Origin of the sequence: Ruegeria sp. HKCCD6428 (assembly GCF_013110595.1) — a bacterium.
In the GTDB taxonomy this organism is placed as follows: domain Bacteria; phylum Pseudomonadota; class Alphaproteobacteria; order Rhodobacterales; family Rhodobacteraceae; genus Ruegeria.
Genome location: NZ_WVQX01000001.1, coordinates 50556 through 76700 on the forward strand (window position 1 = coordinate 50556; position 26145 = coordinate 76700).

General features: G+C 60.9%; 24 protein-coding genes, 1 tRNA gene and 1 riboswitch. Of the genes, 5 read left to right on the forward strand and 20 right to left on the reverse strand.

All coding sequences use genetic code 11. The features are described from left to right. Nucleotides 1–42: 42 nt before the first annotated feature. The 9 genes from GS620_RS00240 to cbiE form a co-directional block, all read right to left on the reverse strand. On the reverse strand, nucleotides 43–1227 hold the full coding sequence (locus tag GS620_RS00240) for a CaiB/BaiF CoA-transferase family protein (RefSeq protein WP_171170375.1): 1185 nt from the start codon (nucleotides 1225–1227) through the stop codon (nucleotides 43–45). Then, nucleotides 1214–2833: a thiamine pyrophosphate-binding protein gene (locus GS620_RS00245; RefSeq protein WP_171613494.1), complete on the reverse strand. Its 1620-nt coding sequence runs from the start codon at nucleotides 2831–2833 to the stop codon at nucleotides 1214–1216. The genes GS620_RS00240 and GS620_RS00245 overlap by 14 nt, the downstream gene beginning before the upstream one ends. A 78-nt stretch (nucleotides 2834–2911) precedes the next feature. Further along, entirely contained in the window at nucleotides 2912–3370 is a 459-nt protein-coding gene (locus GS620_RS00250) for a DUF302 domain-containing protein (RefSeq protein WP_171613504.1), read from the reverse strand. 58 nt (nucleotides 3371–3428) lie between these two features. Further along, nucleotides 3429–4199: a precorrin-6A synthase (deacetylating) gene (gene cobF / locus GS620_RS00255; RefSeq protein WP_171613506.1), complete on the reverse strand. Its 771-nt coding sequence runs from the start codon at nucleotides 4197–4199 to the stop codon at nucleotides 3429–3431. Further along, complete coding sequence (gene cobA, locus GS620_RS00260) at nucleotides 4192–4920, reverse strand: uroporphyrinogen-III C-methyltransferase (RefSeq protein WP_152457453.1); 729 nt, start codon at nucleotides 4918–4920, stop codon at nucleotides 4192–4194. Before cobA ends, cobF begins: the two co-directional genes overlap by 8 nt. Further along, nucleotides 4917–6239: a cobyrinate a,c-diamide synthase gene (locus GS620_RS00265; RefSeq protein ID WP_171613508.1), complete on the reverse strand. Its 1323-nt coding sequence runs from the start codon at nucleotides 6237–6239 to the stop codon at nucleotides 4917–4919. Before GS620_RS00265 ends, cobA begins: the two co-directional genes overlap by 4 nt. Next, nucleotides 6226–7020: a precorrin-4 C(11)-methyltransferase gene (gene cobM, locus GS620_RS00270; RefSeq protein ID WP_171231969.1), complete on the reverse strand. Its 795-nt coding sequence runs from the start codon at nucleotides 7018–7020 to the stop codon at nucleotides 6226–6228. The genes GS620_RS00265 and cobM overlap by 14 nt, the downstream gene beginning before the upstream one ends. Further along, nucleotides 7017–7397: a cobalamin biosynthesis protein gene (locus GS620_RS00275; protein ID WP_171329089.1), complete on the reverse strand. Its 381-nt coding sequence runs from the start codon at nucleotides 7395–7397 to the stop codon at nucleotides 7017–7019. Before GS620_RS00275 ends, cobM begins: the two co-directional genes overlap by 4 nt. After that, nucleotides 7394–8593, reverse strand: a complete 1200-nt coding sequence (gene cbiE, locus GS620_RS00280; RefSeq protein WP_171613510.1) for a precorrin-6y C5,15-methyltransferase (decarboxylating) subunit CbiE — start codon at nucleotides 8591–8593, stop codon at nucleotides 7394–7396. The genes GS620_RS00275 and cbiE overlap by 4 nt, the downstream gene beginning before the upstream one ends. Here cbiE and GS620_RS00285 point away from each other — a divergent pair. Next, nucleotides 8592–9323, forward strand: a complete 732-nt coding sequence (locus tag GS620_RS00285; protein ID WP_171613512.1) for a cobalt-precorrin-6A reductase — start codon at nucleotides 8592–8594, stop codon at nucleotides 9321–9323. The genes cbiE and GS620_RS00285 overlap by 2 nt on opposite strands. Here GS620_RS00285 and cobJ read toward each other — a convergent pair. The 9 genes from cobJ to GS620_RS00330 form a co-directional block, all read right to left on the reverse strand. Continuing rightward, entirely contained in the window at nucleotides 9314–10078 is a 765-nt protein-coding gene (gene cobJ, locus GS620_RS00290) for a precorrin-3B C(17)-methyltransferase (protein ID WP_171613514.1), read from the reverse strand. The genes GS620_RS00285 and cobJ overlap by 10 nt on opposite strands. After that, nucleotides 10075–10803 carry a precorrin-2 C(20)-methyltransferase gene (locus GS620_RS00295; RefSeq protein ID WP_171206609.1) on the reverse strand — a complete coding sequence of 243 codons (729 nt, stop codon included), beginning with the start codon at nucleotides 10801–10803 and terminating at the stop codon, nucleotides 10075–10077. Before GS620_RS00295 ends, cobJ begins: the two co-directional genes overlap by 4 nt. Beyond that, nucleotides 10800–11429 carry a precorrin-8X methylmutase gene (locus tag GS620_RS00300; RefSeq protein WP_152457460.1) on the reverse strand — a complete coding sequence of 210 codons (630 nt, stop codon included), beginning with the start codon at nucleotides 11427–11429 and terminating at the stop codon, nucleotides 10800–10802. Before GS620_RS00300 ends, GS620_RS00295 begins: the two co-directional genes overlap by 4 nt. Beyond that, nucleotides 11429–12550 (reverse strand): cobalamin biosynthesis protein CobG, encoded by a 1122-nt coding sequence (locus tag GS620_RS00305; RefSeq protein ID WP_152457461.1) that lies wholly within the window; start codon nucleotides 12548–12550, stop codon nucleotides 11429–11431. The genes GS620_RS00300 and GS620_RS00305 overlap by 1 nt, the downstream gene beginning before the upstream one ends. Further along, the gene (gene cobN, locus GS620_RS00310; RefSeq protein ID WP_171613516.1) at nucleotides 12547–15840 is read right to left on the reverse strand and encodes a cobaltochelatase subunit CobN; all 3294 of its coding nucleotides are present in this window, start codon (nucleotides 15838–15840) and stop codon (nucleotides 12547–12549) included. The genes GS620_RS00305 and cobN overlap by 4 nt, the downstream gene beginning before the upstream one ends. Before the next feature lie 5 nt (nucleotides 15841–15845). Next, the gene (cobW, locus tag GS620_RS00315; RefSeq protein WP_171119456.1) at nucleotides 15846–16901 is read right to left on the reverse strand and encodes a cobalamin biosynthesis protein CobW; all 1056 of its coding nucleotides are present in this window, start codon (nucleotides 16899–16901) and stop codon (nucleotides 15846–15848) included. A gap of 1 nt (nucleotide 16902) precedes the next feature. Next, the gene (locus GS620_RS00320) at nucleotides 16903–17274 is read right to left on the reverse strand and encodes a DUF1636 domain-containing protein (RefSeq protein WP_152457464.1); all 372 of its coding nucleotides are present in this window, start codon (nucleotides 17272–17274) and stop codon (nucleotides 16903–16905) included. A gap of 91 nt (nucleotides 17275–17365) precedes the next feature. After that, nucleotides 17366–17573: riboswitch (cobalamin riboswitch) on the reverse strand. A gap of 227 nt (nucleotides 17574–17800) precedes the next feature. Next, nucleotides 17801–19657, reverse strand: a complete 1857-nt coding sequence (locus tag GS620_RS00325) for an SLC13 family permease (RefSeq protein WP_171228874.1) — start codon at nucleotides 19655–19657, stop codon at nucleotides 17801–17803. Nucleotides 19658–20285: 628 nt separating this feature from the next. Beyond that, nucleotides 20286–20359 (reverse strand) — tRNA-Cys (locus GS620_RS00330). A gap of 225 nt (nucleotides 20360–20584) precedes the next feature. On the opposite strand from GS620_RS00330, the gene GS620_RS00335 reads away from it, so the two are divergent. The 3 genes from GS620_RS00335 (at nucleotide 20585) to GS620_RS00345 (ending at nucleotide 23598) form a co-directional block, all read left to right on the forward strand. After that, entirely contained in the window at nucleotides 20585–21238 is a 654-nt protein-coding gene (locus tag GS620_RS00335) for a protein-L-isoaspartate O-methyltransferase (RefSeq protein ID WP_171613518.1), read from the forward strand. A 94-nt stretch (nucleotides 21239–21332) separates the two neighbouring features. Continuing rightward, nucleotides 21333–22751, forward strand: coding sequence for a TolC family outer membrane protein (locus GS620_RS00340; RefSeq protein ID WP_171170416.1), 1419 nt, complete (start codon nucleotides 21333–21335; stop codon nucleotides 22749–22751). Between the two features lie 73 nt (nucleotides 22752–22824). Then, nucleotides 22825–23598: a hypothetical protein gene (locus tag GS620_RS00345; RefSeq protein ID WP_171613520.1), complete on the forward strand. Its 774-nt coding sequence runs from the start codon at nucleotides 22825–22827 to the stop codon at nucleotides 23596–23598. Nucleotides 23599–23601: 3 nt separating this feature from the next. On the opposite strand, the gene GS620_RS00350 is transcribed toward GS620_RS00345, so the two are convergent. Beyond that, nucleotides 23602–25059 (reverse strand): cobyric acid synthase, encoded by a 1458-nt coding sequence (locus tag GS620_RS00350; RefSeq protein ID WP_171613523.1) that lies wholly within the window; start codon nucleotides 25057–25059, stop codon nucleotides 23602–23604. 62 nt (nucleotides 25060–25121) lie between these two features. Here GS620_RS00350 and GS620_RS00355 point away from each other — a divergent pair, with 62 nt between their 5' ends. Next, complete coding sequence (locus tag GS620_RS00355; protein WP_171613525.1) at nucleotides 25122–25691, forward strand: cobalamin biosynthesis protein CobQ; 570 nt, start codon at nucleotides 25122–25124, stop codon at nucleotides 25689–25691. A gap of 87 nt (nucleotides 25692–25778) precedes the next feature. On the opposite strand, the gene GS620_RS00360 is transcribed toward GS620_RS00355, so the two are convergent. Next, the gene (locus tag GS620_RS00360; protein ID WP_037310273.1) at nucleotides 25779–26099 is read right to left on the reverse strand and encodes a DUF6280 family protein; all 321 of its coding nucleotides are present in this window, start codon (nucleotides 26097–26099) and stop codon (nucleotides 25779–25781) included. Nucleotides 26100–26145: the final 46 nt, after the last annotated feature.

Here is a 26145-nt window from a genome sequence, read left to right on the forward strand (position 1 = left end):
AGGGCATGTTTCAGCGACTTGCCGCCTAAATGTGCAAGTATTTCAATCCTCGAACGGGTTTTCGGCGCTCAGAACAGCCTCAGTATCGGCCCCACAGACCGGCGGGGCGTTACGATATGTTACAGGTGTCCGAGACAGGTTCAGAGGATTCCCGATCAGGTTGACCTGACCCGGCTGGGCCTGCATGGCAATCTGCATCTGTCTTGCGGCCACTTGTTCCGTGTTGAACACCTGATCCAGCGTCTGCACCGGGCCGACGGGCACTTTGACAGCCTCCAGACCGGAAATGACGGTCTGGGTGTCCAGCGCCTTCACAGCGGGGCGAAGAATCGAATTCAGCGCGTCACGATGCTCCAATCGGGCCGGGTTGGTCGCGAATCTCGGATCGTCTGCCAGTTCAGGAGCATTGATGAAGTTGCAGAGTTTTCTGAACTGGCCGTCATTTCCAACCGCGAGAATCACGTGCCCATCGGCGGTTTCGTAGACGTCATAAGGGACGATGTTGGGGTGCCCGTTTCCGCGTCGTTGCGGAACATTGCCTGACGTCAGATAGTTGACACCTTCATTGATCAGCCAGGCGATCTGAGAATCCACCAGCGCCAGATCGATCTGCTGGCCCTCGCCGGTCAAGTCGCGGTGGCGCAGCGCGGCCAGGATACCAACGGTTGCATACATCCCGCACATCACGTCGGCGATGCCAACACCCACCTTCATGGGCGCGCCCTCGGGGTCGCCGGTCAGCGACATGATCCCGCCATAGCCCTGCGCCATCAGGTCATAGCCAGGCTTGCTGGCATTCGGGCCGGTTTGGCCGTAGCCCGAGATTGAACAGTATACGAGGCTTGGAAACTCTTGCGACAGGGTGGCATAGTCCAGCCCGTATTTGGCCAGCCCGCCCGGTTTGAAGTTCTCGATCAGGATGTCCGCATGTGACGCCAAGCGTCTGATTTCCGCCTGACCCTCGGCCGAGGAGATATCCAGCGCGACGGATTTCTTGTTGCGGTTGGCAGACATGAAATAGGCGCTCAGATCCGAGCGGTTGCCCTCGGCATCGCTTACGTAGGGCGGGCCCCATTGCCGCGTGTCATCGCCCCCGGTTGCCGGGTTTTCGATCTTGATGACGCTTGCGCCCAGATCGCCCAGAAGCTGTGTGCATGTTGGGCCCGCCAGGATCCGGCTAAGGTCCAGAACCTTGACACCCTTCAATGGGCCTTCAGATGCGGCCATCATAGCCTCCACGCTCAACTTCAGCAGCAATCACCGTAAATGTCTCAGCCTTTACAGCAGCTTCCAGTGCGGCGCGCAACTCTGTCCTGTTACGAACCGTATGGCCATTGCCGCCAAAGGCGCGGCCCATTGCGGCGAAATCATGATGGCCGAAATCCACGCCCGTGTTGCGCATCTGTCGCTGGCGTTGTTTCAGCTCGATCAGGGCAAGGCTGGCATCCACGATGACCAGAAAAATCGGGTTGCCGCCCATTTCAGCCGCTGTCGACAACTCGCCCGCAACCATCAGGAACCCCGCATCCCCCGAGAAGCTGATCACCGGGCGGTCGGGTTCGGCCAGTTTCAGGCCAATGGCCATGGGTACGGCACATCCCATCGTGCACAACGCCGAGGACTGGATCAGCCCGCGTTCTTCGTTGCACGCCCACATCTGGCTCAGCAGAATGCGGTGTGCGCCGCTGTCGGCCGTGGCCAGTGTTTCAGGCGGCAGGACAGCACGGGTTTCGACAATGACGGCAGCGGGCCCCCAGCTTTCATCGGTGGGGAAGTCCTTTGCCAGCGCGGCTTTGATCTGCTCGGGTTCGTTGCCCGGCCATGTTTCACGGGCCGGGTTGCCTTTGGCTATTGCCTCCAATGTCTCGCCCGTGTGGGCAACAAGGTTCAATCCAGCCTGATGCATGTAGTGGTCGTTGACCACGGCAGAGATATCGATGACGCGCTTTTCTTCCGGATCCCAGATCTCACGCCAGCCGGGGCGCATTTCGATCGGGTCATATCCCAGACACAATACCAGATCCGATTGTTCGATCAGAGGCACAAGATGCTTGTCAGCCAGCGGCGACAGCCCCGCGCCGCCCAGACACAGCGCGTGATCCTCGGGCACGACGCCTTTGGCCTTGTAGGTCGTTACGAAAGGAATGCCAAAATGCTCCAGGAACGCCTGCACGACACTGCGCGAGTCGTCATAGAGGACATCCAGGCCGATGATGGCGATGGGGCGTTCGGCCTCGGCCACCCAGCGGCGGGCCTTCTCAAGGCATTCACCACCGGGGCTGACCGGCGCGACCTTGGCCAGCCGGCGGCGTTTCACGCCGTTAACAGGCGTGTCGGCAACCGAGATCGGGACGTCGATATGAACCGGGCCGGGTCGTGGCTGCATAGCCAGTGACACCGCCTTGTCGGCAATAATATCCGCGCCTTTGGCTGTCAGCGTATAAGTGCCTTTGGTGATCGAGCGATAAACCCGGCTGTGATCCATGACCTGATGGGTATAGGTCAACGCTTCGTCCGCATCGACGCATCCGGTCAGAACGACCATCGGCACACGATCCTGCAAAGCGTTCGCCACGACATTGATCCCGTTCATTGCGCCCGGACCCAAAGTGGCCACCAGAATCGCAGGTGCACCGTCGCGATGATGAACGGCCTCGGCCATGAACCCGGCAGAGTTTTCGTGCTTGGTCAGATGAAAGGTGATCCCAGCCTTTTCCAGCGCATCGACCAGCGTTAGGACCTCGCCCCCCGGCATCCCGAATGCGTGTCGGCACCCCGCTTCATAGAGGCGTTGGGCCAGAATATCCGCAGCGCGGGGCGAGGGGTCTTGCATCAGTCATGCTCCGATAAAACCGTTTCAAGCAGATTGCGGAGGACGTTCCCGGACGCAAGGCGGTTCACGCCAGTGTGACTATTTGACTGCGCGTTCAGCGATCGATTGAAACGTCGAGTCAAGTTCGGCCGCAATATCCATCAGGTTCTGACCGCCTTCCGAGGCGTAGGGCGCAAAAACGAAACTGGGGGTTTTATACGACAGGTTCGCCGTCCCGTCTTTGTTCTCGGTAACGTAAAACCGGATCGGGGCCTCGATCATCGCGTGGACCGAGGTTTCCAGAACCCGCACGGCGTAGTCATTGTTGAAAGCGCCGATCACGCGATTTCCGGGAATCGATATCCCACGTGCTGCCGCCGCTTTGGTCGGGCCCGCCTGAGTCACGACGATCAGCCCGTTTTCCTTGATCGCGGCTTTGGTTGCGTCAACCAGTTCTGCATACGGTTTCTGGGTTGGGTACACGGCCCAGCCCTCGGGCGCATTCTGAGCCCACAGAGGCAACGCGATCAGGCAGAGCAGGGGAATGAAGGCTTTCATCAACGCGTCTCCGGTATCTTGCTCTGACCTGTGTGCCAGACTTGAGCGTTCTGCGCAGTCACGAATCCGTGTTCGCCGCGCGCTGCTGCACGTCGCGTTTCTTCAGCAAGTAGATATCCATGATCCAGCCATGGTCGGCTCGGGCGCGGGCGCGCGTGTCAAGGATCCGCTGCGCGACTTGATCCAAAGGGCCGCTGATCAGCAGTTCTTCTTTCATGCCCACATAGGCCCCCCACCAGATGTCATACTCTGACATTCTGAGGGACTGGAACGAACATTCCCCGTCCAGCATGACGGCGACTTTCGAAGCTGTTTCAGGCCAGCCTTCATCCCGGATACGACGCCCGGTGGTCACGACATAGGGTGCGCCCAGGTCATTGATCGGGATCGCATGAGCCGCGGTCAAAGCCTGCAAGGCCGTGATGCCCGGGATCACCCTGGTGTTGGGCTTGGGGTCCAGCCGCGCCGCAATGCGCAGCGAACTGTCATACAGGGACGGGTCGCCCCAAATCAGCAGCGCAATGTTCTGCGCCTCCGGGTGGGCCGCGATCGCCTCTTGCCAGCGCAGCGCAATGGCGTCGTGCCATTCGTCCACGCCACGCAGATAGCCGTCATCCGCCCGGCGCCTTGGGATGTCAAAATGGGCTATCCTTGGCGGTGTCTCGGTTACCCGATCGATGATGTCCTCACGCAGCCCGGCCAGATCGGCCTTGTTTTCGCCCTTGTGGGGGATCAGGATCAGATCGGCCGACCGGATCGCCTGCGCCCCCTGAAAGGTCACGTGATCCGGGTTGCCGGTGCCGATGCCAATCAGGCTCAGGTCAATCATCTTCGAACTCCGCCAGCGGCCCGTAAAGGATCAAGGCCGGAGCCGTGCCGATCTCGGATTTCAGCTGTTCGGCCAGGGCACCGATGGTGGCGCGCGTCAGCTTCTGATCCGGGGTCGAAACAGATTCAGCCATCAAAGCAGGCGTATCCAAAGGCAGGCCGTGTGAATGCAGCGCTTCTGCCAGAAGCGGGAAAGTACGTTTACCCATGAATACGACAGTGGTGGCCTGAGAATCGGCCAAGGCTGTCAGGTTCAGGTCGTTCGGCAACGCGCCACTGACGTCATGTCCCGTCACGAACTGCACCCGCCGTGCGGTCAGACGACGCGTCAGCGGGATGCCTGCAGCAGCAGCGGCAGCCACCGCAGACGGTACGCCGGGGATGATCTCGAATTCAATGCCCGCATCACGAAGGGCAACAAGCTCTTCTTCAAGCCGCCCGAACATGCCGCCATCGCCGGATTTCAGCCGCACGACATGTTGGCCGGTCTGGGCGTAGTCCACTAGCAACCTGCTGACATGGTCCTGTTTGGGCGAGGGGCGACCTGCCCGTTTGCCCACGCCCACAAGATCGGCGTCCTCGCGCGCGTGGCTCAGAATCGGCCCGCTGCTGAGGTCATCGAACAAAATCGCATCGGCTTTTTTCATCCTGTCGACGGCCTTCAGCGTCAGCAGTTCCGGATCGCCGGGGCCCGAGCCGATGAAAGAGACAAATCCGCTCATGCAGTTGCCTCCGCAATCAGGTGAAAGAACGTACCTGTGACATTGCCGCGAACAGAGCCGGTCTGAGGTCCCTCTGCGCCTTCGGCATCAAACACACGGGCCAGCGGCGGGTCAGGCTGATCCACGATCGAGGAATAGTGGAACTCATGCCCGCGCAGCGCTGCATTCCGCGCAAATCCCGGCATCGGGGCCAAAAGTTCGGCCTTGCGATAGCCTAGGTTGAATTTGCGTTTTTGGTACGACGTCACCAGCCCCAGCAGGCCAGCCATTTCATGCCGCACGCCATCCTTGTCGATCAGCGCATGACCCAGCGCCATGTATCCACCGCACTCGCCATGCACAGGCCTTTTTTCCGCGTGCTTGCGCAGACCCGCGAGGAAGGTTTGGGCAGCAGCCAATGTCCCGGCATGCAGTTCAGGATATCCGCCGGGAAGCCAGACCAGATCGGCATCCGCCGCCGGGGCTTCATTAGCCAGTGGCGAGAAGGGCAGGATCTCGGCCCCAGCGGCGCGCCAGCCTTCCAGCAAATGTGGATAGGTAAAAGAAAAAGCCGCATCCCGTGCCAATGCAATCCGCTGGGCCGGAGGGCGCGGCAGCGCGTCTGACGATGGCCCAATGGGGCCTGAGGAAGCCGCCCGTTTGATCGCCTCGAGATCCACATGTTCGCGCAGAAATGCGGCATAGCCCACGATGGCGCTTTCCAGATCCGGGTGTTCGACTGCCTGAATCAACCCCAGATGCCGCTCGGGTAGGGTCAGATCGCCTCGGCGCGGCAGAACACCCAGAACCGGCAGGCCTGCGCGTTCCATCCCCAGCCGGGTCAGGCGCTCGTGCCGCGGGCTGGCACAGCGGTTCAGAATGACGCCGGCAAAGGGCAGATCGGGGTTGTACATCCTGAACCCCAGCGCGGTTGCCGCCGCAGATTGCGCCTGGCCGCCGACATCCAGCACCAACACAACCGGCCAACCCATCCGTGCAGCGGTCTCGGCGCTGGACCCATGACCCAACTCACCCGGCTTGGCCACGCCATCGAACAGGCCCATCGAACCTTCTGCCACCACGATGTCGGCGCCTTCGGCCTGCGCGGAGATCGCGTTCAACAAAGGATCGCCCATCGCCCAGCTGTCAAGATTGAACGAAGCCCGCCCGGACGCGGCTCGGTGGAAGGCGGGGTCGATATAGTCCGGTCCGCTCTTGTACGGTTGAACGGTCAGGCCATCCTCGGCCAACGCGCGCAACAGGCCCAGCATGACCGTTGTCTTGCCCGAACCCGAAGACGGGGCGGAAATCAGAAGGCCCGGAGGGTTAATCATCACCATGGCTCCAGCTTGACCAGGGGCTCTCGGCGCTTTGTGGGCGATAGCGGCGGTCGTAATCTTTCGAATACAGGCAGCTTTCGTCGAAACCTTCGCCCGCCAGGGCCGGACCGACCATGATCAACGCAGTCCGCGAGATGCTGTCATCCCGCGCCTCTTTGAGCGTTCCCAGCGTCGCGCGGATGATCCGTTCATCCGGCCAGCTTGCGCGATAGACCACGGCGACCGGACAATCGGACCCATAGGCCGGGGTCAGATCGGCAATGACATTTTCCAGATTGCCGATGGACAGATGAATGGCAAGTGTCGCCCCTGTGCGTGCGAAATTCTCCAACGTCTCGCCTTCGGGCATAGAAGATGCACGGCCCGGCGTCCGGGTCAGAACCACGGATTGCGCCAGCCCGGGCAGAGTAAGCTCGGTTCCCAAAGCCGCCGCAGCCGCCGCAAAGGACGGAACGCCTGGGGTTACGCTGACCGGGATGCCCATTTCCTTGAGGCGGCGGATCTGCTCCCCCATCGCCGACCAGACCGACAGGTCGCCCGAATGCAGACGGGCCACATCCTGGCCGGCCTGATGTGCGGCCTCGATCTCGGCCATGATCTGATCTAGGTCCATTGGCGCGGTGTTCACGATCCTTGCGCCTTCGGGGCAGTGGCCAAGAATTTCTTCCGGAACCAGGGAACCCGCATAAAGGCAAACGGGGCAGGATGCGATGATGTCGCGCCCGCGCAGCGTCAGTAGGTCGGCGGCGCCCGGTCCGGCGCCGATGAAATGAACGGTCATGTCTGTCCTCCGATGGCTATGGCGCAGGTCGCCAGCCGGTCGTCTGAAATCTGTCTGGGTGAAAGCAGCCGCGCACCCGGGCCAAAATGCTTTCCGGCGGCGGCCAATGCGGATGCTTCGGCCACGCTTCCGGTGCCATAGGTTGCGCGGCTGCGGTTCGAGCAGGTGAGTGTACGTTGACCGGCCAGATCGGCGGCGGCAACGAAGTGGAGCGGAAGGGACAGTTCTTCGGCAAAGGTCGTCAGGGCCGAATGACCTTCCTTGTCAGCAACGGTTGCCAGGGCGGCGACATCGTGGTTTGCGGCCGCCGTGTCAAATACGGCGCGCAAGCTGGCAACCGTGGCAGCGGACGAGAATCCCAAACCGGCAACGATCATAGCGTCACGCTCCACTGCACGACCGGATAGGCGGATTTCCAGCCGCGGCGCGGTCCAAGCGGCGCCGACTGCGCGAGTTCGATCCGCAGAAGCTCTCCGCCCAGTTTCTCATGCCATTGGGCCAATATGGCCTCGCTTTCCAAAGTCACGGCATTGGCAACCAGGCGGGTTCCGGAAGACAGGTTCTGGTGCAGCCAGTGCAGCAGGTCTGGATCAAGCCCCCCTCCGATGAACACCACGTCGGGCAGTTCCAAACCATTCAGTGCAGCGGGCGCGGTGCCATGGATGACGTTCAGCCGATCCTGACCCAGTGCATCGGCATTCCGACGAATGCGCTCAGCCCTGTCAGCACGGGGTTCAATGCTGGTTGCGGTCAGGGTCAAATCGCACATCAGCCATTCGATGCTGATCGAGCCGGTGCCCCCTCCGATATCCCACAGGTGCTCGCCCCTTTGCGGAGCAAGCGCCGAGAGTGTCAGCGCGCGGATCGGGCGTTTGGTGATCTGCCCGTCCGTCTCGAAGATGTGGTCCGGTTTGCCAGACGCCTTGGAAAGGGCAGGTCCTGCACCGGAAACCTCCAGACCGACGCAGACCGGATGGTCGAACGTACCCAACAGCGCCTCGGTCAGCGTGACTGTTCGGGTGTTTTCGCGCGGGCCACCTAGGGCCTGCATCACATGCAGGGCCGAGTCGGCAAAGCCTGTCTCGGTCAGATACCGTGCCAGTTCCGCCACGGACTTTCCGTCACGCAGCAACAAGATCGCGTGCGCTCCCGGCGCCAGATGAGGACGCAAACGGGTCAGCGGCGCGGCGTGCAGGCCGAAGGTCAATGTGCTTTCCAAAGGCCAGCCGAGCCGGGCAGCGGCCAGCGAGAAGGTGGATTGGCCGGGCAGGGCGGTCCATTCACCGGCATCTAAATTGCGCGCAATGACCGAGCCTGCGCCAAACCAGAACGGATCGCCCGAGGCCAGAACAACCGTCTGGCGGCCACGCAATTCCTTCAGGATCGGCAGCCCTTCCGAGAACGGCACAGGCCATTCGACACGTTCCGCCCCTGTTTCGGGCAGCAATGACAGGTGGCGCGGCGGCCCCATGATCACTTCGGCCCGGTCCAGCACTTGACGGCCGGATGGCGACAGGCCATCAAACCCATCTTCGCCCAGCCCCAGAACGGTCAGCCACGGAGATTCAGACATGACAACCCTCCTGATCCTTGGCGGCACGACCGAGGCCAACGCGCTGGCCAAAGCTGTTTCGCGACAAGGGATTGCTGCTGTGTATTCCTACGCCGGACGGGTGGAAAACCCGCGACCGCAGCCCTTGCCGGTAAGGGTTGGCGGTTTCGGCGGTCCGGAAGGTCTGGCCGCCTATATCCATGAGAACGCCATCACCCATGTCGTGGACGCGACCCATCCATTTGCGGCCCGGATGAGCCGGAACGCGATCGAGGCATGCGCCGCGACGCGGACGCCATTGGCCGCGTTGACCCGCGCGGCCTGGGTGTCGCAGCCCGGCGATGTCTGGCGTCACGTGCCCGACATCGCTGCCGCCGTCGACGCATTGTCCGGTGATGCTCAGCGTGTCTTCCTTGCCGTTGGCCGCATGCATCTTGAAGATTTTTCGACCCGGCCTCAACACAGTTATCTGCTGCGCCTTGTGGATGAGCCCGACACTTTGCCCTTGCCGAATGCAGAGGTGGTCGTCGCCCGAGGGCCGTTTACCGAAGCCGACGACCGGGCGTTGATGCAGCGCCAAGGGACGCAGCTGGTCGTGTCCAAGAACGCAGGCGGCACGGGCGCGCGCGCCAAGCTGGACGCGGCGCGGGCGCTGGGCCTTCCCGTCCTGATGATCGACCGCCCGGTTCTGCCGAAGCGGACCGAGTTTTCGCAGGTCGCACAGGTTCTGGACTGGCTGTCTCATCCCTGATCCTCATCAGGGGTGAAGCGAGGGGTGTAAACGATGGGTGCGCCATCGCGCTCGATGACGCGCGTTCGGGATGACCCCACGATCACCACAGTCTGCATATCCGCCATGTTGGGCGTGGCTTCGGCCAGTGTCGAAATGCGCATCTCTTCATCGGCCCGCGATACGGCGCGGGCGAACAGGATCAGACGTTCGGGCTCACATTCTTCGCGCAGGATTTCCAGCGTCTTTACAAAGCCTTCCGGGCGGGACTTCGAGCGCGGATTGTAAAAGGCCATCGAGAAATCCGCCTGTGCAGCAAGGCGCAGGCGTTTTTCAATCAATGACCATGGTTTGAGGTTGTCGCTGAGGTTGATGGCGCAGAAGTCATGCCCCATCGGGGCGCCCGCGCGCGCGGATGCAGCCAACATCGCCGTGATCCCCGGCAGCACATCGATATGAAGGTCGCGCCATTCCGCAGGGCCGTTTTCCAGTGCTTCGAAAACGGCCGCCGCCATGGCAAACACGCCGGGATCGCCCGAGGATACAACGACCACCCGTTTGCCATCGGCAGCCATTTGCAGCGCGTGTTGCGAGCGGTCGATTTCGACCCGGTTGTCACTGGCATGCAGTGTAAGGCCGGGGCGTTCGGCAATACGCGCTACATATGGGATATAGCCCACAACATCGGTGGCTTCGGCCAGCGCGGCTGTTACTTCTGGTGTAACAAGCGCCTCGTCACCCGGCCCCAGACCGGCAATCTTGACCCAGCCGCTCATGGTCGCCGCCCCTGACCGTGCACGACGATGATCGAGAAATACGGGGTGATCTTCTCGCAGGCTTCGGACAGCTTTGTCACCGTCTGGTTCGGCATCTGCGCATATTCCACGATCCACGCCCGGTCATACAGGCCAGCGGTCTTCAGAGCGCGCTTCACCTTGTCGATGTTGCGTCCGATTTTCATCACGACCAACGCATCGGTCAGAGCCATGCGTTCCGCCAGCGTGTCCTCGGGCAGGGTGCCAACCAGCACGGTCAGCACATCATCACCCCAGGTGATCGGGTCTCCGGTCGCGGTCCACGCTCCGGACATACCGGTAATGGCGGGTACAACTTCAACCGGCGCGTCTTGGCGCAGTCGGCTGTAAAGATGCATGAACGAGCCATAGAAGAAGGGATCGCCCTCGCACAGAACAACCACGTCCTCACCCCGTTCTGACAGGGCCTTGAGATGCCTTGTGCAGTCTTCGTAGAATGCTGCCAGCAATTCGTTGTAACGCGGGTCTGTCACTGGGATCTCGGTGGTTACGGGATATTCCATCGGAAACTCGACCGCGCCTTCGGGGATCATCCCGTTAACGATCTTGCGCGCCTGACCACTGCGACCGGGTTTGCGGAAATACGCTACATGCTTTGCATTGCGCAGCAGGCGATCAGCCCTGACGCTCATCAAATCCGGATCGCCGGGGCCAAGGCCCACACCGTATATGGTGCCCATCTTCATTCTGCCCGGCTTGCGATGGCGTTGATGGCCGCCACCGTGATGGCGCTGCCGCCCAGACGACCTTTGACGATGCAGGACGGCACCGGTTGCGCCTGCCACAGCGCATCCTTGGATTCCACCGCGCCGACGAAGCCAACCGGGCAGCCGATGATCGCGGCAGGGCGCGGGCAATCCGGGTCTTCCAGCATGTTCAGCAAATGAAACAGTGCGGTGGGCGCATTGCCTATGGCGACCAGCGCGCCCTCTAGATGCGGCCGCCACAGCTCCAGCGCAGCGGCGGAACGGGTGTTGCTCATCTCGGCAGCCAGCGGGCGTACGCGTTCATCGTGCAGAGTACAGATCACCTGGTTGTCGGCGGGCAGGCGGAAACGGGTGACACCTTCGCTGACCATGCGCGCATCACACAGGATCGGTGCGCCATTTTCCAATGCGGTGCGGGCCGTCTGCACGAAGCCGGGTGAGAAATGCACGAACTCTTCCAGCCCGACCATGCCCGCGGCGTGGATCATGCGAACGGCAACCTGCTCTTCATCGGCATCAAAACGGGCCAGATCAGCCTCGGACCGGATGGTGGCAAAGCTTTCCTTGTAGATCGCCGCGCCATCGGTTTCGTATGTATAGGGCATCAGGTGAAGTCCATAGTCATGAGTGTTTCCGGGTCGAGCCCGCGTTGGCTGGGCTCATCCCCTGCGCGGCCCTGTTTGACAAGATCAAATCGTCCGTTTGCGCCCACCAATGTGATGTCGGCAGGACCCATGCGAGCGCATCCCTTGCTACAGCCCGAAACATGCAGGCGTACGGACACCCGCGAAGCCAACGCCCGGGCGATGTCGCGCGTCTCGGCCTGCGCTTGCGGGCAGAACGGCGCGCCGGGGCAGGCGTCGGTGGTCATCAACGGATCGGTTTCATTTTCGACAAAGGCCGGGGCAGGTATCGCCGCCCCGCCTTCCAGCAGGATCAGCCGCCACGGGGTGACGCGCAGGGCGCAAGCGCCGCTGTCCTCGATCAGGTCATACAGCTTGCGCGCAGGCAGCGACCCAAAAGCCGCGCCGTACAGGGCACCCAGTTCACAGCGGCCCGGTTGAAGCTTTGCGCCAACGGAACCGGGCGCACATCCTTGCCATTCCTGCGGCAGGGCGTCGATGACACGCGCCATGCGGCGTGTCTCGGGTGTGTAGGTTTCGGCAAACCACATTGCCAGCGCGATCACGTGATCAATGGCGTCGGTCTCGGTTACGCTCCGCCCGGTTGCGCACCCGTCAGCGCGCAGGATCAGGCTGCCTGCACCGGATTCCAGGCGAATATCGGCCGAATCCGACGCCAGCAGACGTTCGGGGCCGGTGTCGATTGCAAAGCCGAACTTTGCCGGCAGGGCCGGCAGCTCCGCAAGCCGGTCAATCAGTTCATGGGTCAGTCGAGCAGTCAAATCGCCCGCCTGATAGAGCGGCGTAACCAGAATATTGCGGCGTATTTCGATACCGGGTTCCGCATCCAGCAGGTTCAGCGCGGCAAGCTCTTTGAGCAGAGGCTGATGGTCTTCCTCTTCCACGCCCCGCAATTGCAGATTGGCGCGATTGGTCAAATCGATCGAGCCGTTGCCAAAGCGGTCCGCCAGATCGCACAGTCCCAGTGCCTGATCGGCCTCCAGACGCGCCAGCCGGGGCCTGACCCTGACGACCAGACCGTCACCGGACATCATCGGACGATGGGCGCCCGGGCACCAGCCCTGAACAATTGGTGCACTCATCTCAATCCCTCCAGATCAGCCCGGATAGAGTTCCGGCGCGTGTTCCAAAGCCCGGCCTCAAGCAGCGCGCGGAACTGGTCCTGCATGGCCTGGCGCGCCTTGGGATTGGCCTCTTGCAGGAACGCGTCGACCTCTTCGTTGCCCAGAGTGGCATCGTGGTAGAGGTCAAAAAGATGTGGTGCGACCGTGCCAGACAGATGCGCGAAAGAAGCCATATGATCCAGCGTTGCCGCGATTTCAGCCGCCCCCCGGAAACCATGGCGTTGCATCCCGGCGATCCAGCCGGGGTTGGCGGCACGGGCGTGGACGACTCGGCTGATTTCTTCACGCAAAGTGCGGGCACGCGGGTTTTCGGGGTTGGTGTTGTCCAGATGGTACAGCTGCGCGGTTCCGCCGGCGATCTTCTTGGCGGCGGCAAAACCCGCCTCGTGTGTGGCATAATCGTTGGCCAGAAGAAGATCGGTTTCGGTCAGGTCCTGCAAGTGGACAAAGCTGTCCGCATTTGCAACGCGTTGGGTGATGCCGTCCTTGTCCTGCGAGATGTGTTCGCCTTCCAATGCAAAAGAGCTGGCCTCAAGCCACGCTTCACCGGCCTCCGCACGGGCCTCGTCGGTATACACCTCGGAAAGTTCGGTCATATTCACGCCATAGCTTCCGGGCGCAGGTCCATAGACCCGCGCTGCCGGCTCCTGCCCGGCATAGGGGTTCCAATCCGTTGCCTCATCACGCGCGGACAATGCGCGCACCGCTTGGCCAAACAAAGCGGACAGCGTCGGGAAAACATCCCGGAACAGGCCCGAAACCCGCAGGGTAACGTCCAGGCGCGGGCGGCTCAGGTCGGTAATCGGCAGAACCTCGATGCCGGAAACCCTCTCGGACCCTTTGTCCCACACGGGTTTGACGCCCAGCAGGTGCAGGGCCATGGCGAATTCCTCGCCCGCCGTGCGCATGGTGGCTGACCCCCACAGATCGACGATCAGCCCCTTCGGGTAATCGCCTTCTTCCTGAAGATGGCGTCGCACCAGTTCTTCGGCCAGTTTCACACCCTGAGCATAGGCCGCACGGGTCGGAACCGACCGCGGATCGGTGGTGTAAAGGTTCCGCCCGGTGGGCAGAACATCTGACCGGCCACGATAGGGGGACCCCGAAGGCCCGGCATCAATCCGCTTGCCTTCGAGCGCTTTGATCAGCGCGTCGCGTTCGGCGTGGGCCGAAGGGGCCGGATCGAAACTGCCCGTCACCTCGGGCACGCGCCCGAAGATGTGCAGCCCGTCGCCAAACTGACTTTCCTTGATGTCACAGACAAAGCGATCGATGCGGGTGATGGCCTCGGCGGTGCAGGTTGCCTGATCGAGGCCAAGATCGCTTTCCAGCCCTATCGCCTGCGCTTCATCACGGATATCTTCCTGCAAGCGGTCGCGGCGTTTGGGGTCAAGCCCGTCGGCGTTGGAAAACTCATCCAGCAGCGATTCAAGCCGCACCATCCGATCCGGCGTGCCGCTGTCCTTCATCGGGGGCGGGATGTGGCCCAGCGTGACGGCTCCGATCCGGCGCTTGGCTTGCGCGGCCTCGCCCGGGTCGTTCACAATAAACGGGTAGATCACTGGCAGATCGCCGATCAGCGCCTCGGGCCAGCAATCGGCTGACAAGGCGACCGATTTTCCGGGCAACCATTCCAGCGTTCCATGCGCGCCGATATGGATCAGCGCATCGGCACCCAAGCCTTTGCGCAGCCACAGATAGAAGGCGACATAACCGTGGCGCGGGGTGCGCGAGAGGTCATGATAGTCGTCATCCCGCAACTCGGGCGTGCCGCGTTCGGGTTGCAGCGCGACCAGCGCCTTGCCGCGCCGAAGCGCGGTGAAATGGAAGGCCCCATCGGCACAGGCCGGATCATCTTCGGGCGCGCCCCAAACGGCGTGCAGACCGGCGCGCAGGGTCTCGGGCAATTCCGCAAGCGCATCCTGATAATCCCCGAGCGACCACGAAATCCGTGCGTCCAGAAGAGTGTCGGCAATCAGCTCGCCTGTCGCGATGTCATAGCCTTCTTCGTCAAGATCGGACAGCATCGCCTCGGCCGAGGCCAGCGCGTCGAGGCCAACCGCATGGGCCATCTGCCAGTCTTTGCCGGGATAGGTGGACAGGACCAACGAAGGAATCTGATCTGCCTTGGGTTTGTCGTTCAATGCAAGCCAGCCCGATACACGGTCGATGATCGCTTCGATCCGGTCCGGTTCGGGCCGATGTGCAAAGCGCGCGTATTCCAGATGCGGATCGCGTTTGCCGGGTTCCTTGAAAGACGCGATTCCCGCCGAGATCCGTCCATCCACCTCGGGCAGTACCACATGCATGGCAAGATCGGCCGGGGACAAACCGCGTTCCGCCTCGGCCCAGGCTTTGCGGCGGGAGGTGGCGAGAGCGACCTGAAACACCGGCACGCCTACCGCGTCCAGAGGCGACGTTCCCGACGCGCCTTTTCCCGAAAACGAAGTGGCGTTGACAATGGCCGATGGGTTCAGCGCAACAACATGTTCCCGCAACCAGTCGGCGGCCACAGGCGCCTTGAGCGACGGGGCAAACAGGCCCACCGCCTCGAACCCACGGGCGCGCAGGCTGCGGATCAGGGCCGCGATCGGGGCGGTGTCCGCCGAGGTCAGGTAAGCGCGGTAGAAGGTGACGAGGATGCGTTTGGCGTTACCTTCGAACGCGGTTTCCACCGGGATTACGCCGCGATCCGGACACCACGCGCCACATTCGGGCAAGGTCTTGGCGCCCATCACCGGCCCGGCATAAAGCCCCGCCGCCAAAGCCATCTGCGCCAGCGCCGCCTGTGCCGCGACCTCGCCGCCGGTATCGCATAGATGCGCCAGCCGCCGCAGGGTGGAAACGGGCAGGGTGGAATAGTTGTCCAGCCGCGTGTCCTCGCGCCCGTCGGCGGGCAGCACCGCCAGCGCGATGCCTTTGGCCTGCGCCAGCGCCAGCACCTGCTGCAACCCGTAGGACCAGTAGGGCACCCCGCCGATCAGACGGATCAGAATGCCCTTGGCGCCCTCCAACGTCTGTTCGACATAGGTATCGACCGACAGGGGGTGTTTCAGCGCCGTCAGGTTGGCCAGCCGCAACGAGGGCATCCGCCCCTCGGGCCCGCCACCACGATGCCAGCCCGCCGCGAAAGCACCCAGATCGCTGTCCGAAAAGGACAGCACCACCAGTTCCGCCGGGCTCTGGCCCAGATCGGTTGGGGTCTCGGTTTCCTCGAGCCCGTGGCTTTCGCGGAAGACGACGTGCATGGGTCTTACTCGGCGGCCTCACGCACACCCACGAGGATTTCGCGGATTTCCGCCTCTTTGATATCGTCATGCTCGGCGATGACGACCAGACGCGAACGACGGTCTTCACCGGGTTCCCACGGGCGGTCATACTGGTGCCGTACCCGCGCGCCGACCGCCTGAACCAGCAGGCGCATGGGTTTGCCCTGAACGGCGGCATACCCTTTGACGCGCAGGATGTTCAGTTCATTGGCGAGGCGTTCGATATTGGCGACCAGTTGGGCCGGATCGGTCTGCTCGGGCAGCTCGACGATGATGCTTTCGAAATCGTCATGCTCGTGATCGTGATGGCCGTCGTGATGCGAGGGTCGGGCGTCCATGTCATCCTCGGCGGCGGCTTCCAGACCCAGCACAACGCGCACGTCCACGGCACCTTCGGCCACTTCGACGACGGGCAGGGGGCGCGGCGCCTCGGCGGCGATGATCTCGCGCGCTTTGGCCACGCCTTCGGGGCCGGCGAGGTCGGGCTTGGTCAGCAGGATGATGTCGGCGCACGAGATCTGATCCTCGAACACCTCGGACAGGGGCGTTTCGTGGTCGATCGAGTCATCGGCCATGCGCTGGGCGTCCACCGCTTCGACATTGGGCGCGAAACGGCCTGCGGCCACAGCCTCGGCATCGGCCAAGGCGATCACGCCGTCGACGGTGATCTTCGAGCGGATGTCAGGCCAGTCGAATGCCTTGAGCAGCGGTTTCGGCAGGGCCAGACCGCTGGTTTCGATCAGGATATGATCCGGGCGCGGCTCCAACGCCATCAGGGCCTCGATGGTGGGAATGAAATCATCTGCCACGGTGCAGCAGATGCAGCCATTGGCCAGTTCCATGATGTTTTCCGCCGGGCAATCAGGAATGGCGCAGGATTTCAGGATGTCGCCATCGACGCCTACATCGCCGAACTCGTTGACCACGACGGCAAGGCGCTTGCCCTGCGGGTTCTGCATCAGGTGACGCACCAAAGTGGTCTTGCCCGAGCCCAGAAAGCCGGTGATCACTGTGACGGGGAGTTTTTCGAGGTTCGACATGTCAGGCTCCAATGGGGGGAATGCGCGAGGCACAGTTCTTGCGAAAATGTTCGGGGCGTTCGCGCCATTTCACCAAACCATCTTCCGTGGCCAGATACTTGGTCGCGCCGTCGACGATGACGTCGACATGATCTGTTTCGTTCAGGTTTTCATACACGAAGGTCCAGCGGCCCGGCCCGCGCAACACGATCGAACAGCCTTGATCGCAGTTTGACAGGCATTCAACGGCTTTCAGGGTGACACCGTCGGGCAGGTCTGCCTGTTCCAGGGCCTTGTGCAACAAAGCGCCCGGGCGTTGCGCGTCATCTTCGACAGGCAGGCCGCGACGGCAGGTGGTACAGACCAGCAACTCGACTGGTGCGGTCTCGGTCATGTCTCTCATCCCCCCAAATCCTCTTCGCGGGGGACGGGGTTTCATGCGGGCCACGATTGGTCATGGACCCGACACCGGAACACCCCGCCCGGTTTCAACTTCGGTTGTTGGCAGGTCTCCCGGCTTGCGGATGCCAGAGGCGGGCCTCTGTCGGATGTCCCGCCTTCCCGGCTTTCGAGCCAGTGGCATTGGGCATCCTCTCCGTTCACGGTCGCGGGGGCGGCTGCGTTTGGCGGCAAGACCGTTGACGCATTCCCTTTTCATCGGCTGTCACCGACACCAACGAAAGGGACATGCGGCACCGCTGGCCTGCTTGTCAAGCGAGTCGCGCGCAACAATTATGCAGAGGCATGGAAAGCGACCTGTGGGCGTCGATGGGCGGCATGGTGTGCCGGGACCCAGCCTGAGGTGGGCCGGGCGACGAACGGTATCTCAGCAAGGGGCGTAGACTATGGCCAACCGGTGCTTCGACTGAACCTGTCCAGATGATGGGTAAAGACCACCGAACCCCCTGGATCCTCTTGCGCTAATAGATGACGTTTATCATGAGCAGCGAGACGACCAGAAACAGCGCCGTCATTATTCCGCCGGAGCGGACGAAATCCATCACCTTGTATCCGGCCGGACCCATGATCAACGCGTTTACCTGATGGGTTGGGATGATGAAGCTGTTCGAGGTCGATATGGCGACCGTCAGGGCAAAGACGGCCGGGTTTCCACCCGCCGCCACCGCAATCGATACCGCCAGAGGCACCAGCAGAACCGTGGCCCCCACATTGGACATGACCAAAGAAAAGGCCGTCGCCAGAACAGCGATGCCGGTTTGCAGCGACCAGAGCGGCCAGCCGTCCAGAATTATCATGATCTGCTGCGCGATCCACGCGGCCGTGCCTGTGTTCTGCACGGCTTGTCCCAAAGGTATGAGGCAGGCGAGCAGGAATACGGTGTTCCATCCGACCGCGCGGTATGCCTCGTCCACGCTGAGCACACGGGTCAGCATCATGCCCACCGCGCCGGTAAGAAGACAGAGTGAAAGCCGGACATCCGTGAACAGGATCAACGACAGCGAAATGGCGAAGAATGCCAGGGCCCAGCCGACTTTTTGCGGCCGCAGCTCGTCCTGAGGAAAGTCCGTCGTCACGACGACGAAATCCGGATCTCGTTTGATCCGCATCAGGTTGTCCCATCTGGTATGTGCCACAAGCATGTCGCCCGCCTGAAACTTTTCGAGTCCGATCTGAGTGGATTCGTGATCCTCGGTCTCGACATGGCTCAGCGTCTCTTCGCCGCGGTGAATGGCCAGCAGCGACATCCCGTAGGTCTTGCGAAACAAAAGCTCGCGGGGGCATTTGCCGATCAGCTTGCTGTCGGGCGTGATGACCACCTCGGCCACGCCTGCATTGGTTGGGGCGAACTCTTCGACGAAAATGTCCAAATCCGGAAGAACGGTCAGCCCGTATTTCTCGGCGAACTTCTCGACCTCCCAACGGCGGCCGACGATGGCCAGCCGACACGGCGCTGCAATTTCCGCTGTCAAAACCTGAACCATCGAGGTTTTGCCGCGATAGAAGGTGGAAATGATGTACAGGTGGTTTTCGTGGTTGATGTCGGCCAGAATCTCGCCGACCAAAGGGCTGTCCTCGGGCACCACGACTTCGAACACATCGGCTTTGAGGCCATAGACCCTTTGCAGGTATTCCTGTGTCCCTTGTCCGGTACCCGTATTGTCAGGCCCTTCAGCCTCGGGCAAAACCCAACGTCCCAACAGCAGAAAGTAACCAATTCCCGTCAGGATCAGAACCGCACCGATCGGCGTGACCGAGAACAGGCCGAAGGGCTCCATTTTCTGAGAGGCCGGCAGACTGTCATTTGCCGTCAGGATCAGATCGTTCAGCAGGATAAGAGGAGACGACCCCACCATCGTCATGGTGCCGCCCAAAATGGCGCAGAATCCCATCGGCATGAGCAGGCGCGACAGCGGTATGCCCGACCGTGTGGAAATTCGGCTGACAACCGGCAGAAACAGAGCAGCGGCGCCGACATTCTGCATGAACGAGGATATGACGCCAACGGTGCCGGAAATGATTGGTACAACCCTGCCTTCGGACTTGCCGCCGTATTTGAGGATGACGGCAGCCACCTTGTTCATGATCCCCGTCTTGTCCAGACCGGCCCCGACGATCATGACCGCAATGATCGAGATGACGGCATTGGATGCGAAGCCGTCGAACAGAAGGGTGACATCCGCCAGATTTCCCAGCCCGGGCGCGTAGCTGAGCAAGCCTATGAGAACCAGAACCAATATGGCGGAAAGGTCGATCCTTATGATCTCGGAAACGAAAAGAAAAACGGTGAAAGCCAGCAGGGTGCAAACGACCCCCATCTCGAAGGTAAAGGCAATGTGTTCCACAATACGTCCAGAACTTTTTCTTTGTTAGAGTCCTAGTTCATCCTTCCCGAGTTGTCATGAAGTTTCGTTTTCCGGCGATGGTGAGACATAATATTGCTCAAGAGCTGTTGCTTGAGCAATGCTTTCGGGAACCCCGTTGGACGAACACGTCAGAAAGAAGGATAGGCCAAATTGCATAAGGCAGTCTGCACGCTTCGCGCAGGCGCGATGCCGTCCCAACCAGGTCGAAGCAGCACAGGTAATGGCAGGTCAATTCCAGCCATGGACGACAGACAATCCGACAGCTTTGTTTGCAGCACCATTCTGCCGCTGCGTGAACCGCGCAAAGGGCCTGCTTGGCCGTCCCTGATCGCAATCTGACTACAAGAAAGGTTTGTACCCAAATGGCTGGGACCAATGGTTCAGGTCACCAATTCTGATCATTTCAAGATGAAGATGCCCAGGAAGTACGGCGGGTGTTGCCTGAACGCAAGCTGGCGGCATATGTCCAGAATGCTCGCATTCGGATGGAACAGAACAAGATCACAATACGAAAAATCCAATAGTTGGTTGGATATTGGACCTCGAGGAGGGAAAAAGTACCGCAAGTCATTGGAGGTACTGGAGGCGAGTACCGGAATCGAACCGGTGTAGACGGATTTGCAATCCGCTGCGTCACCACTCCGCCAACTCGCCTTTTCAAGCAAAATCAAATACTTGCTGTGGTGTGCGTGGGGTTTTAGCAGCTTTCCCAAGGGGCGTCCAGAGGATTGCGCGCAATTTTTGTCGACGAGATTGAAATTTGCCGAAGCCCGCAACCGCAAACGCACAGGCGCGGGGGGTTGCGTCAACAGGGCCGTTGCTGGGCGTTTCAGGATGTGGCAAAAGCCGGGTAACTTTGGGAATGACTCGAGAGATCCTATGACAGATTTCGCTGCCCGGCGCCGCACTATGGTTGATACGCAAATCCGGCCTTCGGATGTTACAAAGTTCCCGATAATTGAGGCGATGTTGAACGTCCCGCGCGAAAACTTCGTGCCTGACGCACAGCGTGAGGCCGCCTATGCCGACAGTGTGATCGATCTGGGCAACGGGCGCTGTATGCTCGAGCCGAGAACGCTTGCTAAAATGCTGGATGCGCTCAACATTTCGAACGACGAGATGATTCTCGATATCGCTCCGGCGACGGGGTATTCCACTGCGGTTGCCGCGCGTATGGCCCAGTTGGTTGTTGGTGTGGAAAGCGACGACTCGCTGGCGTCCGAGGCGCAAAGCCTGTTGGCTGAGGCCGATGTGGACAATGCCATTATCCACGCCGGTCCTTCGGATCAGGGTGCGGCTGAGCACGGTCCTTACGATGCGATCATGGTGCAGGGCGGTGTTGAACGGATTCCCGACGCGCTGTTGGATCAGCTCAAGGAACATGGCCGGATTGCATGCCTGTTTGTTGAAGGCAATCTTGGAACTGTGCGGATCGGTCGAAAGACCGGAGGCCGGGTCAGCTGGCGGGATGCGTTCAACGCCAGTGCACCGATACTAGAGAGCTTTTCGGCGGAGTGTGCATTTTCGCTATAGTTCGCCGATAGATTCTGCTGGCGCCTTGATTAGTTGAAAAGAAGACCGCAAACTGCCTTCAGGGCAGTGTAATTTCGTTTGAGAGGATTTCGGTATGCGTGGTTCAGCGACAGGCAAGCTGGTCAGGGCATTCGCAGTGACCGCAGGACTTGCCATCAGCGTTATGCCAGGGCGTCCGGTGTGGGCTGACAACATAACAGACGCCTTCATCGGCGCGTATAATACAAGCGGCTTGCTGGAGCAGAACCGGGCGCTGCTGCGCGCGGCAGATGAAGACGTGGCAATCGCGCTTTCTGCATTGCGGCCAATCATCAACTGGACTGTACAGGTCAGCCAGGATTATACCCGGTCTCGGACCAACAATGTGGTCACAACGACCGAGCCGTCCCGGTTTTTCACCGGTCTGGGGCTAACTCAGCTTCTGTATGATGGTGGCGCTTCGGTTCTGGGCAAGCAATCGGCGCAGGAAACGGTTCTGTCGACCAGACAAACCCTGATCGACATTGAACAACAGGTGCTCATCCGCGCTGCAAATGCTTACCTGGGCGTGCTGCTACAGGAAGAAACAGTCGCAATTCGCCAGAACAACGTGGATGTTTCGGCGGAAGAGCTTCGCGCATCGAATGATCGCTTCGAAGTTGGCGAAGTGACGCGCACGGACGTGGCGCTTTCCGAGGCGCAGTTGGCAAGTTCGCAAGCTGATCTGGCGGTCGCTCGTGGTGAACTGAGCATCGCGCAGGCTGAATATGTCAATGCGGTCGGCAAGGCGCCAGGGAGGACGGCCGGTCAACCCAGCCTGCCCAATCTGCCACGAAGTGAGGCAGAAGCGATCAGCCTCGCGCAACGCAACCACCCGGCGATTCTGTCGGCGCAGCATCAGGTCCGCGCTTTTGATCTGATTGTACAGCAGCAGCGGGCCAACCTTGGGCCGAATGTCAGTTTGAATGCTGATGCGGGTGTGCGTGAAAGCTATGACAACAACGACTATGTGAACGACGCGACCGTGTCGCTGGACTTTACACAGCCGATTTACGCCGGTGGCCGGTTGGCCGCGAATGTGCGGCGCGCTATGGCAAATCGGGATGCGTCTCGTGCGAATCTTCTGAACGTACAAAAGAATATCACACAGGGCGTTACGGACCGGTATGCAGCGTTCCAGGCAGCCAGTGCCAGCCTCAGGGCATCGACGGAACGGGTTCGCGCATCGCAGGTGGCATTTGATGGCATCAGGGAAGAAGCGACCTTGGGTGCCCGGACCACTTTGGACGTTCTGAATGCTCAGCAGGATTTGCTGGACGCGCAGCTGGCCGAAGTGGCGTCGCGAACGGAACGATCCCGCGCAGCGTATCAGCTGTTGCAGGCGCAGGGCCTTTTGACGGCAGAACGTCTTGGCCTGGCGGTTCAGATCTATGACCCGACTTTGTACTATAATCTGGTCAAGAAAGCCCCCGCGCGTGTCAGCAAACAGAGCAAGGATCTGGATCGAGTCCTCAAAGCGTTGCGTCGGGACTGACCGGCAATACTATTTGTTGTAGGGCTCGGATTGTTTGGCTACACTCGATCCAACGATAGAGCGGTAGAGAACAATGTCTGATAATGTCGTGAAAGCAGGGATCGAAGACGTTCTGTCTTCGGTCAAACGTCTGGTCAGTGAAGACAGTCGCGGTAAATCCTCCTCGGATCAACAGGGTGCAACGCGCAAGCCGGGGCGTTTGGTGCTGACGGACGCGCTGCGCATCAGCAAACCCGCTCAGCCCGAGATCATGCCCGCCAAGCCGTCTCCTGATGTTGCCGACTCGGCCAAGCCGATGCTGCTGCGTGCCTGCGACATCGTCAGGGCAGGTGATCCTGCCAACACTGCGGATGACGCGACCGAGGGGCATTCCGCGGAAACTGGCTCAACCGATGATCCCGCGATCAGCCTGAGTGCCAAGATCGAAGCGCTGGAAGCGGCGATTGCGCAAACCGAGGATCAATGGGAGCCGGATGGCGACAGCGCAGACGCCTATTCCGGCACACCGACGCATTCCCTGCCGTGGAACGTCGAAGAGGAGTTTGCGGCCGCAAGGACCGTCGTTCTGACTGATCAGGAAGATACGGACGATCCTCAACCCGAGTCCGCTTCGATACAAAACGCAGAGTTCATCCGGGCGGGACGACCGGCTGAATCCGATCGTGCCACTGAAGTCGTTGTAGACGTTTCGACAACGGATTTGGATGAAGAAACATTGCGTGAGCTGATCGCGGAAGTTGTCCGCCAGGAGTTGCAAGGCGCGATGGGCGAGCGGATCACGCGAAACGTGCGCAAAATGGTTCGGCGGGAAATCGCGCGTGCGCTCGCCGCGAAAGATCTGGGATAAGATTCAGCCGCGCTGTGGTGGCTGGCCCAGGCTCAGCATCAGGTCAAGATTCATGTGGCGTTCCAGATGATCGGCCAGATCATCCAGCGCCTGCTCTACTCCGTCTTCGTAGGCTATGTCCGACGTCACGCCCAGCGTTGACAAGTAGCGGGCACGAAATGCGTCTGACGAGAAAATTCCGTGCAGATAGCTGCCCTTGACCCGGCCGTTGCTGCTGGCGGCGCCTTCTGGTCTACCTTCGACCTCAAGCCATGCGCGGGCGCGGTCAGGGCCGTCGGTATGGCCCATGTGGATTTCGTATCCGCTGACCGGCTCTCGGTCTGGCAGGGCATGGGCGGAACGCAGGATGACCTGTTTCTGCCCGCCCATTACGGTATCGACGTTCAGCAACCCCAATCCATCAACTTTGCCCGGCCGGCCGTCCACGCCATCAGGATCGGAAATGGTCTTGCCCAGCATCTGATAGCCGCCGCACAACCCCAGGACATGTCCACCGCGGCGAACATGTGCATACAGGTCGATATCCCAGCCCTGTGCACGAAAATAGCTCAGATCTCCGATCGTGGACTTGCTGCCGGGAAGCAGAACCAGATCCGCATCGCCGGGCAGGGGACGTCCGCCTGGAATGACCTCGACGCTCACGCCGGGCTCGGCAGACAACGGATCGAGATCGTCGAAATTGGCCATACGCTCCAGTTGGGGCACAACGACCTTGCACGCGCCGCCTGTATGGGAACGGATGTCCATCATGTCTTCGGCCGGCAGTTTCCAGGCGTCGTGAAACCAGGGCACAACCCCAAGGCAGGGCCAGCCTGTTCGGGCCGAGATGTCATCACGGCCTTCGTCAAACAGGGACACGTCGCCCTTGAAACGGTTGATGGCAAAACCCCTGATCTGCGCCACGTCGCCTTCGTCCAGAACGGCCTGAGTCCCAACGATCTGCGCAATCACCCCGCCACGATGGATGTCCCCGACCAGAACAACAGGAATGTCCGCTGCACGGGCAAATCCCATATTGGCGATGTCACCTTTGCGCAGGTTGGTCTCAGCCGGGCTGCCAGCGCCCTCGATCAGAACCAGATCAGCGTCGGCGCAGAGCCTGTCAAAGCTTTCCAGTGCTGCGCCCAGTAGCTTGGATTTGTCCTTACGATAGTCACCGGCCTTCATCGTGCCAGCGCGCTGCCCCTGAACGATAATCTGCGCGCCGGTATCCGTCTCGGGTTTGAGCAGAATAGGGTTCATGTCCGTGTGTGTTGCCCGCTTTGCCGCGCGGGCCTGAAGGGCTTGTGCGCGGCCAATTTCGCCACCGTTTTCGGTGACGGCTGCATTGTTCGACATGTTTTGTGGTTTGAACGGCGCGACCCGAAGGCCCCGGCGCGTGTAGGCGCGCGCCAGCCCCGCCACCAGAACCGATTTTCCGACATTGCTGCCGGTCCCTTGAATCATGATGGCGCGAACCATGCCTTGTCTCCTATAAGTCTGGGCGCAGATGATCTGATTTGAGCCGAAAGGGAAAGCCCCGGATGAATACGCCTGCGCATCTTTTGATCGGGGCTGCCGTGTTCGCCCGGCCGCCGCAAGGGCCTGTCCTCTGGGCTGCGCTGCTGGGAGCGTTATTGCCGGATCTGTCCCTATACGTGATGGCGGGCGTATCCCTGTTTGTTCTGGGCATCCCCGAGCAGGTGGTCTTCGGGCAGCTTTACTTTTCCCCGGCGTGGCAGACCGTATTCGCCATAGACAATTCCTTTATCCTATGGGGGCTGGCATTCCTGCTGGCAGTCTGGAGAGGTTGGCATGTTCTGGCTGTCGGTGCAGCGGCGGGTCTGTTGCATCTTGCGACAGATTTCCTGCTTCATGCGGGCGACGGACGGCCACAGTTCTGGCCCATCAGCGACTGGGTGTTCCAAAGCCCTGTCAGCTATTGGGACAGCGACCATCATGCTTTGTGGGTGGCACCGGTGTCAGCCTTTGTCTGTCTGGCTGCATATGTTCTTCTGTGGCAGCGTGGATTGCCGGTTTGGGGCAAAGCCCTGTTCGCTACCATGCTGGCGGCTGAACTCTGGGTGGTTCGGCAATGGCTGTTGTTCTTTTGAGCCATTGGCTTCATGCCTGTCGATCAGGCATAGAAAAACGCGCTCTGATAGGCAGAGCGCGTTTGTTCAATCCAAATCTACTTTGGTTCAGGCAGCTTCGGCCTGCTGTGCAGCGTTGCGGCGTTCGCTTTCTTCCCGCGACAGGGCGACCGAGGTACGGACGCCGCGTCCAACGAATTCCATCAATCCGCTGACGACCCGTTCGTTCGGGTCAATGCCTGCGCAGGACAGAACTTCGCGCCCATCGCGCGAACGCGCCCAGCGGGCGATTTGTTCGGGGCCATTGCCGTATTTCTTGTCATCGGCGATAGCATCATCAAGCGCAGCCAGGACAACGGCCGCGAAAAGTTTGCGCGCACGATTGCCTTGCTCATTGTTAAAGGCAGTGCCGTCAACGAAATCTCTCATCTCGTCTTCCTTGTTGTTCTTGCTCTTGCATTTTCGGCGTGAGGGT

Bases quoted from the DNA above. Each gene is read 5' to 3' on its own strand.
- GS620_RS00240 (WP_171170375.1), bottom strand. From the start codon at position 1,227: ATGGCCGCATCTGAAGGCCCATTGAAGGGTGTCAAGGTTCTGGACCTT.
- GS620_RS00245 (WP_171613494.1), bottom strand. From the start codon at position 2,833: ATGCAAGACCCCTCGCCCCGCGCTGCGGATATTCTGGCCCAACGCCTC.
- GS620_RS00250 (WP_171613504.1), bottom strand. From the start codon at position 3,370: ATGAAAGCCTTCATTCCCCTGCTCTGCCTGATCGCGTTGCCTCTGTGG.
- cobF (WP_171613506.1), bottom strand. From the start codon at position 4,199: ATGATTGACCTGAGCCTGATTGGCATCGGCACCGGCAACCCGGATCAC.
- cobA (WP_152457453.1), bottom strand. From the start codon at position 4,920: ATGAGCGGATTTGTCTCTTTCATCGGCTCGGGCCCCGGCGATCCGGAA.
- GS620_RS00265 (WP_171613508.1), bottom strand. From the start codon at position 6,239: ATGGTGATGATTAACCCTCCGGGCCTTCTGATTTCCGCCCCGTCTTCG.
- cobM (WP_171231969.1), bottom strand. From the start codon at position 7,020: ATGACCGTTCATTTCATCGGCGCCGGACCGGGCGCCGCCGACCTACTG.
- GS620_RS00275 (WP_171329089.1), bottom strand. From the start codon at position 7,397: ATGATCGTTGCCGGTTTGGGATTCTCGTCCGCTGCCACGGTTGCCAGC.
- GS620_RS00285 (WP_171613512.1), top strand. From the start codon at position 8,592: ATGACAACCCTCCTGATCCTTGGCGGCACGACCGAGGCCAACGCGCTG.
- cbiE (WP_171613510.1), bottom strand. From the start codon at position 8,593: ATGTCTGAATCTCCGTGGCTGACCGTTCTGGGGCTGGGCGAAGATGGG.
- cobJ (WP_171613514.1), bottom strand. From the start codon at position 10,078: ATGAGCGGCTGGGTCAAGATTGCCGGTCTGGGGCCGGGTGACGAGGCG.
- GS620_RS00295 (WP_171206609.1), bottom strand. From the start codon at position 10,803: ATGAAGATGGGCACCATATACGGTGTGGGCCTTGGCCCCGGCGATCCG.
- GS620_RS00300 (WP_152457460.1), bottom strand. From the start codon at position 11,429: ATGCCCTATACATACGAAACCGATGGCGCGGCGATCTACAAGGAAAGC.
- GS620_RS00305 (WP_152457461.1), bottom strand. From the start codon at position 12,550: ATGAGTGCACCAATTGTTCAGGGCTGGTGCCCGGGCGCCCATCGTCCG.
- cobN (WP_171613516.1), bottom strand. From the start codon at position 15,840: ATGCACGTCGTCTTCCGCGAAAGCCACGGGCTCGAGGAAACCGAGACC.
- cobW (WP_171119456.1), bottom strand. From the start codon at position 16,901: ATGTCGAACCTCGAAAAACTCCCCGTCACAGTGATCACCGGCTTTCTG.
- GS620_RS00320 (WP_152457464.1), bottom strand. From the start codon at position 17,274: ATGACCGAGACCGCACCAGTCGAGTTGCTGGTCTGTACCACCTGCCGT.
- GS620_RS00325 (WP_171228874.1), bottom strand. From the start codon at position 19,657: ATGGGGGTCGTTTGCACCCTGCTGGCTTTCACCGTTTTTCTTTTCGTT.
- GS620_RS00335 (WP_171613518.1), top strand. From the start codon at position 20,585: ATGACAGATTTCGCTGCCCGGCGCCGCACTATGGTTGATACGCAAATC.
- GS620_RS00340 (WP_171170416.1), top strand. From the start codon at position 21,333: ATGCGTGGTTCAGCGACAGGCAAGCTGGTCAGGGCATTCGCAGTGACC.
- GS620_RS00345 (WP_171613520.1), top strand. From the start codon at position 22,825: ATGTCTGATAATGTCGTGAAAGCAGGGATCGAAGACGTTCTGTCTTCG.
- GS620_RS00350 (WP_171613523.1), bottom strand. From the start codon at position 25,059: ATGGTTCGCGCCATCATGATTCAAGGGACCGGCAGCAATGTCGGAAAA.
- GS620_RS00355 (WP_171613525.1), top strand. From the start codon at position 25,122: ATGAATACGCCTGCGCATCTTTTGATCGGGGCTGCCGTGTTCGCCCGG.
- GS620_RS00360 (WP_037310273.1), bottom strand. From the start codon at position 26,099: ATGAGAGATTTCGTTGACGGCACTGCCTTTAACAATGAGCAAGGCAAT.